At 39.4% G+C, this 17,230-nt stretch carries 15 protein-coding genes and 1 tRNA gene; 6 read left to right on the plus strand and 10 right to left on the minus strand.

All coding sequences use genetic code 11. The features are described from left to right. Window positions 1-84 precede the first annotated feature (84 nt). Entirely contained in the window at window positions 85-2,073 is a 1,989-nt protein-coding gene (locus tag PLZ15_11820) for a M1 family aminopeptidase (protein HOI30434.1), read from the minus strand. A 188-nt stretch (window positions 2,074-2,261) separates the two neighbouring features. Here PLZ15_11820 and PLZ15_11825 point away from each other — a divergent pair, with 188 nt between their 5' ends. From PLZ15_11825 to PLZ15_11835, 3 genes are all read left to right on the plus strand, one after another. After that, window positions 2,262-3,530, plus strand: a complete 1,269-nt coding sequence (locus PLZ15_11825) for a dicarboxylate/amino acid:cation symporter (protein HOI30435.1) — start codon at window positions 2,262-2,264, stop codon at window positions 3,528-3,530. 161 nt (window positions 3,531-3,691) lie between these two features. Next, window positions 3,692-4,813 carry a sodium ion-translocating decarboxylase subunit beta gene (locus PLZ15_11830; protein HOI30436.1) on the plus strand — a complete coding sequence of 374 codons (1,122 nt, stop codon included), beginning with the start codon at window positions 3,692-3,694 and terminating at the stop codon, window positions 4,811-4,813. A gap of 8 nt (window positions 4,814-4,821) precedes the next feature. After that, window positions 4,822-4,980 carry an OadG-related small transporter subunit gene (locus PLZ15_11835; protein HOI30437.1) on the plus strand — a complete coding sequence of 53 codons (159 nt, stop codon included), beginning with the start codon at window positions 4,822-4,824 and terminating at the stop codon, window positions 4,978-4,980. A 26-nt stretch (window positions 4,981-5,006) separates the two neighbouring features. Here PLZ15_11835 and PLZ15_11840 read toward each other — a convergent pair whose 3' ends face one another. From PLZ15_11840 to PLZ15_11870, 7 genes are all read right to left on the minus strand, one after another. Beyond that, complete coding sequence (locus tag PLZ15_11840) at window positions 5,007-5,990, minus strand: TerC/Alx family metal homeostasis membrane protein (protein ID HOI30438.1); 984 nt, start codon at window positions 5,988-5,990, stop codon at window positions 5,007-5,009. Window positions 5,991-6,098: 108 nt separating this feature from the next. Next, window positions 6,099-7,265 (minus strand): sodium ion-translocating decarboxylase subunit beta, encoded by a 1,167-nt coding sequence (locus tag PLZ15_11845; GenBank protein HOI30439.1) that lies wholly within the window; start codon window positions 7,263-7,265, stop codon window positions 6,099-6,101. Beyond that, window positions 7,265-7,708 (minus strand): biotin/lipoyl-binding protein, encoded by a 444-nt coding sequence (locus tag PLZ15_11850; protein HOI30440.1) that lies wholly within the window; start codon window positions 7,706-7,708, stop codon window positions 7,265-7,267. The genes PLZ15_11845 and PLZ15_11850 overlap by 1 nt, the downstream gene beginning before the upstream one ends. A 12-nt stretch (window positions 7,709-7,720) precedes the next feature. Further along, the gene (locus PLZ15_11855) at window positions 7,721-8,131 is read right to left on the minus strand and encodes an OadG family transporter subunit (GenBank protein ID HOI30441.1); all 411 of its coding nucleotides are present in this window, start codon (window positions 8,129-8,131) and stop codon (window positions 7,721-7,723) included. Window positions 8,132-8,139: 8 nt separating this feature from the next. Continuing rightward, window positions 8,140-9,699, minus strand: coding sequence for an acyl-CoA carboxylase subunit beta (locus tag PLZ15_11860; GenBank protein ID HOI30442.1), 1,560 nt, complete (start codon window positions 9,697-9,699; stop codon window positions 8,140-8,142). Window positions 9,700-9,746: 47 nt separating this feature from the next. Beyond that, window positions 9,747-10,151 carry a methylmalonyl-CoA epimerase gene (gene mce, locus PLZ15_11865; GenBank protein ID HOI30443.1) on the minus strand — a complete coding sequence of 135 codons (405 nt, stop codon included), beginning with the start codon at window positions 10,149-10,151 and terminating at the stop codon, window positions 9,747-9,749. A 40-nt stretch (window positions 10,152-10,191) separates the two neighbouring features. Beyond that, window positions 10,192-11,871 carry a methylmalonyl-CoA mutase family protein gene (locus PLZ15_11870; protein ID HOI30444.1) on the minus strand — a complete coding sequence of 560 codons (1,680 nt, stop codon included), beginning with the start codon at window positions 11,869-11,871 and terminating at the stop codon, window positions 10,192-10,194. A gap of 279 nt (window positions 11,872-12,150) precedes the next feature. On the opposite strand from PLZ15_11870, the gene PLZ15_11875 reads away from it, so the two are divergent. Together PLZ15_11875 and PLZ15_11880 are read left to right on the plus strand one after the other, a co-directional pair. Further along, a tRNA-Asn gene (locus PLZ15_11875) sits at window positions 12,151-12,222 on the plus strand. A gap of 369 nt (window positions 12,223-12,591) precedes the next feature. Then, the gene (locus tag PLZ15_11880; GenBank protein HOI30445.1) at window positions 12,592-12,804 is read left to right on the plus strand and encodes a cold-shock protein; all 213 of its coding nucleotides are present in this window, start codon (window positions 12,592-12,594) and stop codon (window positions 12,802-12,804) included. A 51-nt stretch (window positions 12,805-12,855) separates the two neighbouring features. On the opposite strand, the gene PLZ15_11885 is transcribed toward PLZ15_11880, so the two are convergent. Both PLZ15_11885 and msrA read right to left on the minus strand, forming a co-directional pair. Further along, entirely contained in the window at window positions 12,856-15,150 is a 2,295-nt protein-coding gene (locus tag PLZ15_11885) for a putative Ig domain-containing protein (protein HOI30446.1), read from the minus strand. A gap of 90 nt (window positions 15,151-15,240) precedes the next feature. Beyond that, window positions 15,241-15,876 carry a peptide-methionine (S)-S-oxide reductase MsrA gene (gene msrA / locus PLZ15_11890; protein ID HOI30447.1) on the minus strand — a complete coding sequence of 212 codons (636 nt, stop codon included), beginning with the start codon at window positions 15,874-15,876 and terminating at the stop codon, window positions 15,241-15,243. Window positions 15,877-16,034: 158 nt separating this feature from the next. On the opposite strand from msrA, the gene PLZ15_11895 reads away from it, so the two are divergent. Continuing rightward, window positions 16,035-17,132 carry a T9SS type A sorting domain-containing protein gene (locus PLZ15_11895; GenBank protein ID HOI30448.1) on the plus strand — a complete coding sequence of 366 codons (1,098 nt, stop codon included), beginning with the start codon at window positions 16,035-16,037 and terminating at the stop codon, window positions 17,130-17,132. The last annotated feature ends 98 nt before the right edge of the window (window positions 17,133-17,230 follow it).

Genomic DNA, 17,230 nt, shown 5'->3' on the forward strand with positions numbered 1-17,230 from the left:
TAGGTCATTTTTTGAGCAACAAGTTAATCAATTATCGAAATGATTGGAAATTATTTGATAGGTAAAATATTTTCAGCATTAATCTCATTTTAAATAGATCATTTTTTTCGTTTCATTGAATCCGCCAGCCGTAATTCTGTAATAGTAAATCCCGCTCGATAATTGAATACCGAATCCGTTGCCGGCCAAATTGCTTATTGTAAATGAAACGGAATAGGCACCGGGACCCTGCTGCTCATCTACAAGTGAAGCAATTTCTCTTCCAAGCAGGTCGTACACGGCAAGTCTTACATGCTGCCTGCTGGTTATTGAATACCTGATATTTGTTCCGTTATTGAAAGGATTAGGGTAATTCTGAAATAATTCAAATCGGGTAGGTACAATTACAATACCGTTGGTTTCAAGTAAATCTTTTAAAATCCAGGTGTCAGGATCAAACAGAGCCGAAAGCGGTTTTCCGTTTACCGGAATACTCCATGTCTGAACTTTCATATCATTGAAAAGTGTGATTGTATTTGTTTCGGTAGAGGTTGAATACTTTATCTGAACAGGCATTTTGAAAAATTGAGGATTAGTATTTGTTAATGGTTGTTCGACCCTTATGATCAGGTTATAATTATTTCCCGCGAGCTGTTCGTAACCCCAGCTGAATTTATATTTAGGATAGTTTTCACCGTAAATCCACTGCTGGAAAAAGTAATCGAGATCGGTCCCTGAAACACGTTCAGCTATTCTTTGAAAGTCCTCAGTTGTCGCAGTTCCATAGGATAATCCCGGCTCGGTCAAATATTCCCTGAGTATTCTGAAAAAGTTATCGTCTCCAACAACTCCTCTTAGCATATGAAGTACGACACCTCCTTTGCTGTATGAACGGGCGCTGTTGAAAATCTGGCTTACACTTTCTGTGTTCTGGACGTAAATAGTTCCAGTAGCGGTTTTTGCATGATTCATAATTGCGATAACATCGTTCATAAACGAAGTTTTTCCGTACTTCTCTTCGAAATAGATGCTTTCGGAATATGTCGCAAATCCCTCATTCAACCATATGTTTGCCCAGTCCCGGCAGGTAACTTTGTCGCCGAACCACTGATGAGCCAGCTCGTGAACTACCAGAGCTTCGCTGAATCCGCCCATTGAAGCGATTGTCTGGTGTTCCATCCCTCCGCCGAAACCGCATTGCGCGTGACCGTATTTCTCCATTGGATAAGGGTACGGTCCGAACTTCTCGGAAAAAATCCTGAGCATATCAATTGTACGGTCGAGGTTTACTTTCTGCGAAGTGAATACTTCCGGATAAACGTAGTGATTTACCGGCATTAATTTGCCGGGTTCGTATTCAAATAGGGTTTCGTAAAGGTAATAATCGCTCATCGCAATTGAGATCAGATAATTTGCAATCGGATAATGATTTTTCCATTTGTATGTTCTGGTTCCGTCAGGATGGTTTATAATGCCTGTAAGAAGTCCGTTCGAAACAGATACAAATTGCGGATCAGCTGTTATCCATACATCGGATGAATCGGCCTTGTCGGCAGGAGTGTCTTTCGAGGGCCACCAGTCTCTTGAACCGTACGGCTGAGATAAAGTCCAGATGACCGGCCGGCCGTAAGGTGTATTAGCTGAGACGAAGCTCCCGCCAATTCCTCCGCTGCTGTTCGGCCGACCCGAGTAATTAATTTCCAGTGTAAATTCTTCGGATGGAGAGTAACTCCTGTTAAAAGTTATATTTAACTTGTTTCCTGGAGAAAAGTTAAATGGTAGATTCTTACCGTTTGAAATTACAGAAGAGACCGAAAATCCGCTCCATAGATCGAGAAAGATTGAAGTTAAATTTTGATCTAATGCTTTCCCTTTAACAGTAACGCGGCCTGAAAGAAATAATGGATTATTTGTAATGAAAAGATCGAGTTTATAATAGGTTGCATCGAATCTCGGATCGCCCGGATAATTAATCCGGTTGGTTTTGGATAATCTTTCATACTCAAGAATTTTTGATGTAGAGCAGTAATCCGATCCCCGTTGCGCAAAAACCTGTATGGAGAAGACAAGAATTAAGATAAGTAGTTTATTCATATTATAGTTTTGAAATTGATCCAGCTGCAATATCCGGTTAAATGATATTATGATCAAAAAATTTATTAATTCTGTAGGAAAATATTTTTTACCATATTTGCCTGAACAATTTTAATAATTAAAACGAAAAGCCAGTAGAAGATAGCATTACTTTCATAATATAATCAAAGCATTAATTTGGAGTATTAATGAGCCGGCACACAAAAATATTTATCGGATTAATAACCGGTGCTGCAGCGGGAGTAGCAGCTAATTTTTTATACCCTGACGCTCCGATTTTAAAAATAGTTCAAACATATTTAAGCGATCCTCTAGGCAAAATATTTCTTAATCTTCTAATTATGATGGTAATTCCGCTGGTTTTTTCGAGTCTGGCTTTAGGTGTTGCTCAGATTGGCGATTTGAAAAAACTGGGACGAATAGGACTTAAGACGATGGGTTATTTTTTCCTCGTTACTGCTTTGGCCGTAACAATCGGTCTGGTTCTGGTAAACAGCATCAGGCCGGGGGATTATTTGCAGGGAGAGACAAAGACTCAATTACTTACTTCATACAGTGAACAGGCTTCTGAAATAAAAGAAGTATCCGAAAAAACAGAATTCGGTATTCAAACGCTTGTTAATATCGTTCCGAGGAATCCGATTGCAGCCGTTGCCAAACCGAATCCGGAAATGCTTGCATTGATCTTTGTATCGCTTATGATCGGCATAGCGCTAACAATGATACAAAAAGAGAAAGCCGAGCCGCTTATTAAAATTCTTGACGGAATCAGTGATGTAACGATTGTTATAATAAATATTGCAATGAAGTTAGCTCCTTTCGGAGTAGCTGCTTTAATTTTCAGTGTTACCTCTAGGTTCGGATTCGAATTGCTGGTTGCTCTCGGAATGTATATGTTCACTGTAATGTCGGGTTTAACCATTCTGCTCGTTGTTGCTTACTCTGTTTTGATAAAAGTCTTTGCACGTTACAGTCCGGTCCTCTTCTTTAAAAAAATTCAGACAGTTATGATGACTGCATTTTCAACGAGTTCAAGCAGTGCAACGCTCCCCACAACCATTTCGGTATCTCAAAATAATTTAGGTATTCCACCTCAGATAACAGGATTTGTTCTTCCATTGGGTGCGACAATGAATATGAACGGTACAGCATTGTTCGAAGGCGTTACCGTTTTATTCCTGGCCCAGGTCTTTGGTATTGAGCTCTCATTTGGCGTTCAGCTGATTGTAGTGTTGATGAGTGTATTAACTGCGATAGGAACCGCGGGAGTCCCGTCCGGTTCAATTCCTCTGCTTGCAATTGTACTGGCAATGGTAAATGTACCTGTTGAAGGAATTGCGATTATACTTGGTGCCGACAGATTACTGGATATGTGCAGAACAGTATTAAACGTAACAGGGGATATAACCTGCTCGGCATATATTGCACGATCGGAAGGATATGAATTAAAATCCTAAGATTGGCCAGCTTAATATTACTATTACTGAAAAGCTTTTCTCACTTTTAGAAGAAGCATTGGATCTTTTGCAGCAAAACATTGCTTAAAACAAGTTTCTGCCAATTCAATTGCGGCATCATAATTGTATTATTCCCACCTTAAGAAATTCCGGAGAAAATAATGGACGCACTTTTTGTGGGATTATACTCAATTACTTGGCAACAGGTAGTAATGATTGGGGTTGGCGGACTTTTAATCTACCTGGCAATTGTTAAAGAATATGAACCGGCCCTTCTTCTGCCGATAGGATTCGGAGCCATCCTTGCAAATATCCCTCTTTCTGCCGCAATCGATCAGGTATCTAACGGTGAAAAAGTTGAAGGTGTCTTGAACATCTTTTTCGAAGCAGGAATTATGACAGAAATATTTCCGCTTCTGATTTTTGTAGCTGTAGGCGCAATGATCGACTTTTCACCTCTGCTGAAAAAACCTTACCTGCTCCTTTTCGGGGCGGCCGCCCAATTTGGAATATTCTTTACAATGTCTGCAGCTACTTTATTCGGCTTTAGCTTAAAGCAGGCTGCATCCATTGGGATAATCGGTGCTGCCGACGGCCCAACTTCAATTTACGTAGCATCAAGATTTGCAAAGGATTTATTGGGGCCAATATCAGTAGCGGCCTATTCCTACATGGCATTGGTGCCCATAATTCAAAGGCCTGTAATAAAAGCCCTTACAACGCGAAAAGAGCGGCTGATAAGAATGGAAAGCCAGGCTAAGACTGTCTCCAAGCCGGTGCTCATAATATTTCCCATTTCGGTTACAATAATTGCTGGAATAATTGCCCCTTCGTCTGTGGCTCTAATTGGTTTTTTAATGTTCGGTAATCTGATTAGGGAATGCGGTGTTCTCAATAAACTGTCGAATGCTGCCCAGAATGAACTGGCCAGCATTGTCACAATTCTTCTTGGTCTGACAATCGCAGCAACAATGACAGCAGATAAATTTCTTCAACCGCAGACTTTAATTATAATTGGACTTGGCCTGGTGGCCTTTATTTTTGATACTGCGGGAGGAGTATTATTCGCGAAATTTCTCAACCTGTTTTTAAAAAAGAAAATCAATCCGATGGTAGGTGCTGCGGGAATATCAGCCTTTCCTATGTCCGCGCGTGTGATTCATACTTTAGGACAAGAAGAAGATCAGTTTAATTATTTGTTAATGCATGCCGTAAGCGCAAACGTAGCCGGACAAATAGGTTCTGTAATTGCCGGCGGATTAATATTAGCATTAGTAGTTTAGGAGGAATCATGTTAAGCCCGGAAGCAATAAACAATTTTTGGAATGCCGTCCAGATTACAGGCAAAGGTATGGCAGGTATTTTTATATTCATGGGATTATTCTACTTGCTGATTAAAATGCTTGATAAATTTTTTCCAAAGAATATTGAAAAGGAAAAATCAAATTGAAAAAAGGGCTCTAACGAGCCCACTTTTTACTTCAATAGTTCGTCTTTTATCTCTTTCGGAGGGTGTTCATGAAAAGCGTGATGATCGATTTCCTCTTCTTCCTTAATAATTACTGATGCGAGTATTGATGCCAGAAGTGTTACAAGTATAACTATAAGAGATGTTTGAACAGGTATATGAACCCATCCTGAAATTATCATTTTTACTCCAATGAATAGGAGTATAAATGAGATCCCATACTTAAGATATCGGAATAGATTCAATATTCCTGCCAGTGCAAAGAAAAGTGAACGCAATCCGAGTATGGCGAAAAGGTTGGATGTTATTGCAATGAAAGAATCCTGGGTGATAGCAAGTACTGCCGGAATTGAATCTACAGCAAATACAATATCGGTTGATTCAACAAGAATTAAAGTTATGAAGGCTACAGTCGCGAAAATCTGATGATTGTGTTTTACAAAAAAATGGTCTGTTTTAACATCCGTCTTAACATTTAAAATCTTCTTAGAAAGTTTTACGAAAATATTATGATCCGGATGGATTTTCTCTTCTTTTGAAAGAAACATTTTAATTGCAGTGAATATCAGTACAGCTCCGAGAATGTAGAACATAAAGTTGAATCTTTTAATCAGTTCAACTCCCGCAACTATGAATAGAATTCTGAATACAACCGCCCCGATAATACCCCATTTCAGAATTCTGGGTTGATGTAAATCTTCAATACCCATCATTGTGAAAATCAGTATGAATACAAATAAGTTGTCTACAGAAAGTGAATACTCTATTATGTAACCGGTTATAAACTCGAAAGCCTTTTCATGTCCTACGGGGAAAAAAAAGTAAATGGCACTTCCAAACAATAATGCAGTGAAAATCCAGACGCTGGTCCAAGTAAGGGCTGTCTTTACTTTTATCCTACCCTTTCTATGGTCCGTTACATACATATCGGTGCTGAATACAATAATAAACAAAGCTATAAACCCGAACCAGAAATAGAGTTCACTTGTCATTGGATTTTCTGCAATTTTAATTAAACTTCCGATTCAAAGATTGGAAAATCCTTTCATATAAAAAATTTATTTTAAAGAAAGGTCACCGGCACATTAATAAATGCCGAATTAACCCATAAAGAAAGAGAGTAAAATACCGGCAGCGACCGCGCTTCCGATTACGCCGGCAACATTCGGAGCCATTGCGTGCATCAAAAGGTGGTTCTTTGGATCATATTGAAGTCCAATTACCTGGGAGACACGTGCGCTATCAGGAACTGCGGAAACACCGGCATTTCCAATAAGAGGATTTATTTTATTCTCATCACTCAGAAAAAGATTCAAAACTTTTGCGAACAGAACTCCTCCCGTTGTTGCGATCATAAATGAAAATGCACCAAGCATAAATATACCGACAGATTTCGCAGTTAGAAATGTGGTTGCCTGCGTTGAAGCACCAACAGTCAGTCCTATTAATATTGTAACTATATCAATAAGCGGACCTTTAGCGGTATCAGCCAGGCGCTTTGTAACACCGCTTTCTTTCAGAATATTTCCAAAGAAGAGCATACCTAAAAGCGGAAGTGCGCTGGGTGTGATAAAACATGTTAGCACCAGTCCGACAATGGGGAAGAGTACTTTTTCAAGTTTAGAAACCTGGCGGGGAGGTTTCATCCTTATAACGCGCTCTTTTTTTGTTGTAAGTAGTTTCATTATCGGGGGTTGTAATACCGGCACAAGAGCCATATAAGAGTATGCAGAAACGGCAATAGCACCTACCAGATCCGGAGCCAGTTTAGAGGACAGGAAAATTGCTGTGGGTCCGTCAGCTCCGCCGATAATTCCAATAGCAGCGGCTTGCTGGGGAAGATACCCGAGAGCCAGTGCAATTGTATAAGCACCAAAGATTCCGAGCTGAGCTGCTGCGCCGAGGAGTATTAAACGTGGATTTGAAAGGAGAGTTGAGAAATCTGTCATAGCTCCTATGCCAAGGAAAATCAATGGTGGATAGACCCCCTGGCTTACACCGAAGTAAAGATAATTCAAAACGCTTCCTTTTTCATAAATACCCACTTGTAGATTGGCGCTTTCCAGAAAAGGGATATTACCAATAAGAATTCCGAACCCGATTGGTACAAGAAGCAGCGGTTCATAATCTTTAGCTATTGCCAGATAGATAAAAACCAGTGCAACAATGATCATTATTAAATGGCCTAGCGTAAAATTTGCAAAAGCAGTATATCTTATAAATTGATCGAATCCGTGTGCAGTAAATTCAAGAAACTTTTCCATCATTAACTCCCGATCTCTATAAGAAGGTCACCTTCCAGAACAGAATCACCCTGCCGCACTTTAATAGAAATTATTTTTCCTTCTTTATCAGAATTAACCGAATTCTCCATTTTCATTGCTTCAAGAGTAATCAGTTTATCTCCGATTTTAACCATATCGCCTTCGCGTACATGAACATTAAGAATAACACCGGGGAGTGGAGCTTTTACGAAGCCAACACCTTTTTGAGCACCCGGGCTGCTTGTTTTCTGAATTGAAGGAGCTGAATCTGTTGACGGAGAGACGACAGATCTAACCAGCTTGGGAGTTTTTGTTTTTTGAATCTGCTTATCTACTTCAACCTGATAATGTGTGCCGTTAACTTCTATATCAGCTATATTATCATCAACACTCACAACATTAACTTCGTATTGATTGCCGTTGATTGTCAATTTAAATTTTTTCATTAATTCAATTCCTTATCTTGGAAATTGTCTGATGCCGTAAATTTTTGAACTCCATGGAGAATACGTTCTGGCAACTTTGTTTATTGTCAGGATCGCACTTTCCTGATCATGTAATTCATTCATATAAAGATGAAGGGCTATCGCTATAGCCGCATTTACCTCGCCGGACAACTCCACATCTTTTCCTTTTGCAGGTAATTCTTTCCCTTCTTTTTTAAGATTGGATTTTATCCTGTAATTCAATGCTTTAGTGATGTTATAAAAAAGCATGTAAAGAAGAAGAAGTGAAAGGAAGACTACAGCCATCCCAATAAAAGTCATTCCCACACCCCAGGGGTCAATATCGAGAAATTTTTTCGAGTTTTCCGCAATTCTCGATTTTGCTAATGAATCGGCTGCTGCAACTGCCTGTGCAATTATCATTTATCCTCCTATAATGGAATGTTAGAATGTTTTTTGGGAGGATTAAGATCTTTCTTAGTAGCGAGCGACTGAAGTGCCCGTATTACTCTGAATCTTGTGTTTCGCGGTTCTATCACATCATCTATATAACCGTACTTAGCCGCAACATAGGGCGTAGCAAATTTATTCCGGTACTGTTCCTCTTTTTCATTTATGAATTTTACTTTTTCCTGATCATCCTTAATTTCTGAAATCTCTTTTTGATGAAGGACTTCAATTGCTCCTCTGGGGCCCATAACGGCAATCTCAGCTGTGGGCCATGCATAATTAATATCTCCTCTCAGATGCTTAGAGCCCATTACATCATAAGCACCGCCGTAAGCTTTACGGAGAATAATGGTTACTTTAGGGACAGTCGCTTCGCCGTATGCAAATAGTAATTTGGCGCCGTGGAGAATTATTCCGCCGTATTCCTGAGCTGTTCCCGGGAGGAAGCCAGGTACATCTACAAGCGTAACAATCGGGATGTTGAAAGCATCGCAGTAACGGACGAATCTTCCGGCTTTACGGGATGAATTAATATCTAATACTCCGGCCAGATAATTCGGCTGATTGGCAACTATTCCAACAGGCATCCCGTTGAACCGTGCAAAGCCGGTTACAATATTCGGTGCATAATGCCGCTGGACTTCCAGGAATTCATGATAGTCGGCAATTGCGTGTATTACATCTTTAACATCGTATGGTTTGTTAGGACTTTCTGGAATTATTTCGTTTAGCGAGTCTTCGAGTCTGTCGATCGGATCGTCACACACCGAAAGCGGGGGATCCTCAAGATTATTCTGAGGCATGTAACTTAATAGTTTTCTTATAAGCAGAATTCCTTCCTGCTCGTCATCTGCTACAAAATGTGTAACTCCGGATTTAGAACCGTGAACCATAGCACCGCCGAGCTCTTCGTCGGTAACTACTTCACCGGTTACGGTTTTAACTACTTTGGGCCCGGTTACAAACATATAGCTAGTGCCTTTGGACATAATCGTAAAATCGGTTAGAGCCGGTGAGTAGACGGCTCCACCGGCACAAGGACCAAAGATCGCGGATATCTGAGGTATTAAACCGGAAGCCATAATATTGCGCTGAAATATATCGGCATAACCTCCAAGACTTTTAACTCCCTCCTGAATTCTGGCGCCGCCGCTGTCGTTTATTCCGATTAGCGGAGCTCCTACTTTCATTGCCTTGTCCATCACCTTACAAATTTTCTGAGCGTACATCTCGGAAAGTGATCCGCCGAAAACAGTAAAGTCCTGTGAAAACACATAAACAAGACGTCCGTCTATCGTACCGTAACCTGTAACAACTCCGTCTGATAGATAAGTCTGCTTATCGAGACCGAAATCGACTGTCCGGTGGGAAACGAACATATCAAACTCCTCGAAGCTGCCTTCATCGAGAAGCATATCGATTCTTTCCCTTGCAGTAAATTTTCCTTTTTGATGTTGCGATTCAATTCTTTTTTCACCGCCGCCCAGCCGCGCTTTAGCGCGCATATCCATCAACTCTTTGATCTTGTCCTGTAATGCCATTATTGTTCCTCAGTTGAACGTTTTATTTGCTGTTTATTAAATGTGAGTTACGGATGTTCGCATAACTCAGTTAATACCCCGTTTGTAGATTTCGGATGAAGAAATGCAATATTCAATCCTTCAGCTCCTTTGCGGGGCTCTTTATCAATTAATTGAATCCCCTTCGACTCGATCTCTTTCAATGCGTCTTTAAGATTCTCCGTGGCGAAAGCTATATGATGTATTCCTTCGCCTTTTTTTTCTATGAACTTACCGATCGGTCCGTCGGATTCTGTTGATTCAAGTAGCTCGATTTTTGTCTGGCCAACCATGAAAAATGCCGTTTTCACTTTTTGATCTTTTACCTCTTCAACAGAATAACATTTTAATCCGAGAACATTTTCATAATACTTAATTGATTCATCGAGATTTTTAACTGCTATACCGATATGTTCTATATACTTAAGTTCCATTCCATTTACTCCTGAAGTTTTGTCTGTTCAAATAAATATGTTAAATGACCACCTGTTCTTTATACTCACCGAAAACATTTCTCATCGTATTACATATTTCACCTATGCTTGCGTAGACTTTTACAGCATCAAGTATAAACGGCATTAAATTGGAGGTTCCTTCCGCTGCTGTTTTAAGAGCCGCTAATTTTTCTTCAACCTCTCTCTGGTTCCTGCTCGATCTGGTTTTATTGAGAAATTGAATCTGATCGTTTTGAATTTTTTCATCGATCTTAAGGATTTTGCCTTTGTGCTCTTCCTTCTCAACAAATTTATTAATTCCTACTACAATTCTTTCACCGCGTTCCAGTTCCTGGTTGAACTGATAAGCCGATTTTTGAATTTCCATCTGAATATAACCGGCTTCGATCGCATTAACCACACCGCCGAGAGAATCAATCTTATTGATATATTCTCCGGCCTCTTTTTCTATCTGATCGGTAAGCGACTCGATATAATACGAACCGGCAAGAGGATCTATTGTGTTTGTTACACCGCTTTCGTAAGCCACTACCTGTTGAGTTCTTAAAGCAACTTTAACTGATTCTTCAGTTGGAAGTGCAAGTGCTTCGTCTCTTGAATTTGTATGAAGACTCTGAGTTCCGCCGAGAACCGCGGCAAGCGTCTGTATAGTTACTCGGATAATATTATTGTCAACCTGTTTAGCAGTAAGTGTAGAACCGGCTGTCTGTGTATGGAATCTTAACATCTGGGATTTATCTTTTTTAGCACCGAATCTCTCCTTCATAATTCTGGCCCAGAGTCTTCTTGCCGCCCTGTATTTTGCTACCTCTTCGAGCAGATCATTATGCGCATTGAAGAAGAATGACAACTGTCCGGCGAATTCGTCAACATCCAGTCCGGCTTTTATAGCAGCTTCAACATAAGCAATTCCATCTGCAAGAGTGAAACCGACTTCCTGTGCGGCAGTTGATCCTGCTTCGCGAATATGGTAACCCGAAATTGAAATAGTATTCCACTTAGGCACTTCCTTAGAACAGTATTCAAAAATGTTCGTTATAAGTCTCATAGATGGTTTGGGGGGATAAATGTAAGTGCCCCGTGCAACGTATTCTTTAAGAATATCGTTCTGAATTGTTCCGCTAATCTTATCCTTTGTAACACCCTGCTTTTCGGCAACAGCAATGTACATTGCCAGAAGGACTGACGCCGGTGCATTGATAGTCATTGAAGTTGAAACCTTGTCGAGAGGAATCTGGTTGAACAGAATTTCCATATCTGCGAGAGTATCGATAGCCACGCCGACTTTACCGACTTCACCAAGAGCCATCGGGTCGTCGCTGTCGTATCCTATCTGCGTTGGTAAATCGAAAGCTACTGATAGTCCGCTTTGTCCCTGCGTCAACAAGTAACGGTAACGTTCATTCGATTCTTTAGCAGTTCCGAATCCTGCATATTGACGCATTGTCCAAAACCGTCCTCTGTACATAGTTGGCTGAACACCTCTGGTAAAAGGATACTTGCCCGGGAAACCGAGTTTTTCTTCATAGTTTTCAGAATCGGTTAAGTTTGGAATGTAAAGCGGATCCACTTTAGTAAAGGACTGGGTTGTAAATTCTTTGCTTCTTTCTGGGAATTTAGATACTGTTTTGAGGTAATTCGATTCCTCCCAGTTTTTGTATGCGTTCTGCACCTTCTCTTTTAATTGATCGATGGTCATTCATTTCCCTTTTGAAAAATGATAGTTTATGCAATTAATATGCCTATCAAAGAAGAAGGACAATAAAGATAAAACGGAGAATGCTGTGTGAATTTAATGATTTTATTAAATAAAGAGGGGAAATCTTATATAAATTTATTTATACTTCTCAATAATTGGAATAGAGTTATCTAATATGGAAATTCAGAGTAAAAATTTATTTTTCCGGAACTTGACAAATCCTTCTCTAAAATCTATTTTTAGACCTCGATTTTGTATGTATTTCATATGAAATGAAATTCCGCGGTAGCTCAATGGCAGAGCATGCGGCTGTTAACCGCAGGGTTGTAGGTTCGAGCCCTACCCGCGGAGCTAATGCTCCGTTAAAGGAGAATTAATCGGTTCTTATAAATATTGAAGTAGAAGGTTTTAGGCATTTTGTTCGTTTTTTTGGTTTTTAATTTGATCTTCTTTATATCATTTAGATTTTAACTCCCACATTAGATTTAGTATGAAAACCCAACCTTAATTTTATAGAACCCGTTATGTTTGTTCATTGAATGTTTGAGGATAGGAATAATTCCAATCCTTCACGCATATTGAGAGGACATGCGTGTTAATCATAAGTCCTTTTTATGAACTTGAGCAGTGGACGTTTGTTGATTTATATTAACAAAGCTTTGCAGGTGCTCTGTTCGTCTTTTAAATAATTATTTTTCATTTTATTAGGAGCATCAAAAGATGTCAGAACGAGTAAAAGGAACCGTAAAATGGTTCAACGGCGCAAAAGGTTATGGATTCATTCAACGCAAAGACGGAGATGATGTTTTTGTTCATTTCCAGGCAATTGTTGGTGAAGGATACAAAACCCTTCAGGAAGGTCAGCAGGTTGAATTCACGGTTGCTCAAGGTCAAAAAGGCCCACAAGCTCAGGAAGTAAAAGTTATTCAATAATTTTTACGATTTCAAAATTAAAAACCCCGGCAATAGCCGGGGTTTTTGTTTTTAAAGAGAATCAGATTTGATCAGGTAGCATCCGTGCGAAGGAACTCCGAATAAAATCTTTTCACCCTTGTGCGGGATTTCCTTTTGCCGCCAGACGTCTCTTATCCTTACATTTTCATTTAATCCGGTCCTTAATAAGTCTAATTCGAACTGTTCGGTACTATCACCGAGGTTAAAAATCCCTACCGCTTTATTACCATCCGCAAGTTCTTTAATCCAGACTTGAATATTGCCTTCTTTCAAAACCGGTACTGCCTGTTTTCCAAGAGGGTCCTGATTAACAGATAAGACTTCATCATTTGTAAGCAGATTCATTGTGAAAGGATCAGCCCTCGATAAGTCGCATCCGATCAGCAGTGGTGCAGAGAGTAGAGACCAGAGACTGATATGAGTATACTGCTCGTCTGGTGTTAATTTTGTAGGATGTAAATTCGGGCCCCAGCCAACCCAGCCGACTACAAGCATATCGGGGTCATTCCATTGCCCCGGACCGGCATATTTCGCATTTTCAATCTGATTGAAACCAATCTCACTCATACTCTTCCATGTATCCGTAATATCACCTGTTGTTCGCCAGAGATTACCTCCAACTTCAGCGCCCCATTCCCAGACTTTTCCCATCCCGTACTGGCATAAACTGTAGACAATATCCCGGTTAATTTGCTTTAATGCGTCTCGCATTACAAAGTAAGGTTTTTTTAGTTCGGGGATTGATTTGTCTTTGGCAATCTGATCGTATGAACACCAATCGTATTTAAGATAGTCGATTCCCCAGGAAGCAAATGATTGTGCGTCCTGTAACTCATGCTGATAAGATGCAGTATAACCGCCGCAGGTTAAAGGCCCGGGCGAACTGTAAATCCCGAGTTTCAATCCCATAGCATGGATGCTGTCTGCTAGAGCTTTCATATCAGGAAATTTTTCGTTCGTTAAAATAAAACCGTTTGAATCACGTTTAGGCAATGGAGAGTCGCCTTTTATTTCCCATCCGTCATCAATGTTAATAAATGTCCATCCGTGATTAATTAATTTTTCCTTAAAAACCCTGGCCGATTCCAGAACTTTTTGCTGATCAACTGCAAGTCCCCATACATTCCAGCTGTTCCATCCCATCGGCGGAGTTAATGCAAGTTTTTCTCCAATTATAAATTTAATCTCAGCTCCGGCCGAGCCATATTTATTCGCAACTTCAACATTAATAGTATATTGGCCGGTTTTACGGACTACGCCGTTTATAATTCCTGTATTCTCATCAATAGAAAGTCCTTCAGGCAGATTCGCTGCTTTGAATTTTACCGGTCTTTCTCCGGTTACAGCAACGGTATAAAGAAAGGGTCTACCCGGGGATTGACCGTAGATTTTTGCACCGTTTATTCTGGGGTGCTTTGGGGGAACCGGAGTTAGAATATAAGGTACCTCCTCTGTGAAAGAAAAGATCTCTTTAGTCCCGGTAAATCTAAAATCATATTGAACCTTTACAGGTTTTAAAATATTGCTCAGAGTATAAGAGAAATTTTTATTATCTCCCGGATTCAATTCCACCGGCTCATTTTTCACAAAGAGATTATTTCCGTTAGTCTTATCTACAGCATTAATCTCAAATGTTCCGGCTAACTTTAATCTGTCCGAGATATTTTTAATGTAGAAGTTTTTCGTAATTGAGTCGCCGGAAAATTCGAATTCGGTGGTAGCTGAATTTGTAAAAAGGTATTCAGTTACATTCGTCATACTTACAGAACCATTGCCGGTATAAATTCCGCCCTGACCACCCTGATCGAAAACACGGACCGCGATAATATTAATATTATCCCATAGTATTCGCGGGTCATCTGTTGGCAGGGTATAGCGCCGGTTTTTATCCCAGAGAATTGTTTCGGCATTAAGAAAGGTTGAGTCAATTTTATGATCGGTTTTAACATTAAATCCGTTAATTCCGATTATCTTCCCGTTTAGAAAAGTATGGTCAAAATTATTCACCTTTCCAAGAAAAATCTTCAAACTGTCTTTTAAGTATGCATTCTGTTTTAGCGAAGAGGGAATAAAGACTTTTATTCTGTACCAGGCAAAACCGTCTAACGGATCGTATCCCTGCTCTTCCCATATTTTGTCGATAGAAATATCATTCCAATCAGAATCGGTATAGTTAAGTTTAGAGTATTCGGGATCAGTAAAATTATTACTGTCGCCAACTTTGAATTTCCATCCGTCCTTAAGTCTGATTAACTCTTCCTGCGCGTAATATTGAACCGGAGGGAAAATAAATATGATAAGAAGTGATAAAAGTTTGAGGTTCATAACATCACCTTATAGAATGGCTCAAACAAAATTATCCCTTAATCATTAAACTCCCAAAATAAATTTTAATTGTACCGGGTTTAATAGACCTTATTTCAGTTTATCTGAAAAGACTTTCTTGAATTTTTCTATTTTCGGAGTGATTACAAAACTGCAATAACCCTGATAAGTATTATTCTCATAATAATTCTGGTGATAATCCTCAGCTTTGTAGAATTTTCTAAAGGGACTGATTTCTGTAACGATCGGATCATTCCAGATTCGGGCTTCATCGAGCTTCTGTTTGTATTCCTCAGCAAGTCTTTTCTGATCCTCATTATGATAGAAAATTACCGACCTGTACTGTGTACCGACATCGGCACCCTGTCTATTTAATGTTGTGGGATCGTGAGTCTTCCAGAATATTTCGAGGAGTTCGCTATAGGAAACTAAATTTGGATCAAAATAAATCATGACAACTTCCGCATGACCTGTCAGTCCCGTACATACGGCTTCATAAGTAGGATTCGGTACCGATCCGCCCGAGTAACCGGATTCTACTTTTAAAACACCTTTTACTAATTCAAATACCGCCTCTGTACACCAGAAGCATCCCGAACCGAAAGTTGCAACAGAATATTTTGAAGTATCTATCATTTTTTCCTCATTTAATTCATGAGATAAGTTTTGCCGGCTGATATTACACCCTGTAAATATTAATAATATCAGCAGAATTAAATATTTCATTGTTATCTCTTAAATAATTTCTACTGTAATTGAGAACAAAAAAAATGATTAAAAAATTCACATTACTTTTTAACTGGAATTTCGTAAGTTTAAAACGAACTTATTCTCATCCTCGAAAATTAAACTATTTAAGAAACGGGTTTACTAACGGGGTGGGTATGAAAAAGTATATTTATTTATTTCTGTTAAGTTTCTGTCTATTTCCGTCCTTCTCATCTCCACAGTCTAACACAACAGCTTTTCTTTTCTCATTTGAAAATTCAACTGAAGTTGATATCGATAATATGGAAGGAACTCCGGTTTTTACTACATATGGTATATTAAACGGACCTAAATATTTTGGTGGTCATACCGGTCAATCAGTTTCATATTCTGGCTGGCACCCTGGTGATGCATTAAGATTCGGATTTAATACTTCCGGTGGTCAAAACCTCAGATTTCAGGTATATATGCAATGCTCGAACTATGATGTCGGTAAATTTATGATAAGGGTAAGCAGTGATTTGCAAGACTGGACTGAAATGGAACCGGAATTCATTCCTCCAACTGTATTTGCTCTATATGGCCCTTATATTTTACCGGCTTCTTTTGAGGACGTACCTGAAGTTTATATCGAAATTCTGAAAACAGACTCCGCAAAGAGTTCACTTAATAACCTGCGATTGGATGAAGCGACTCTAATAGGAGATGGACCTCTACCGGTTGAGCTGGTTTCATTCTCAGCAAAGCTTATTGAACACAAAGTAGTGCTCGATTGGTCAACATCAACGGAAGTAAATAATTACGGATTTGAATTGATGAGATCAACAGATGGATGTTGCTGGGACTCGATTACGTTTCTACAAGGCAATGGCAACTCGAACACTATTAGGCATTATAATTATACCGATACGCCTTTTGGGGGACTAAAATTTATTTACAAACTGAAACAGATCGATTTCGACGGAAGACTTAAGTATTACGATCCTGTGGAAGTTACTATGGAAAAGATCTCTCAATTCTCTCTTGAACAGAATTATCCTAATCCGTTTAATCCCGAAACTACAATCCGGTTTTCACTTCCTTTCCAGACAGATGTAAAGGTTATACTGTTCAATCTTTTAGGCGAGTTTGTTGCCGAGATATTGAACGATGACCTGAATGAAGGATATTACGAATACAAATTTAACGGAAGGGGTCTGGCAAGCGGAGTCTACTTTTACCAGCTTCGTGCCGGCAATACCAGACTGACAAAGAAACTGATTATTACTAAATAGTTAAGGAAACCTTAAAAAAAAACAATAAGAATATTCTGAAGGCTTATCTCTAATTTTCTTCAATAAAAAAATTGTTATCTTAATATCGGTCAAATAAA

Source organism: Melioribacteraceae bacterium, assembly GCA_035362835.1.
Lineage (GTDB): Bacteria > Bacteroidota > Ignavibacteria > Ignavibacteriales > Melioribacteraceae > DSXH01.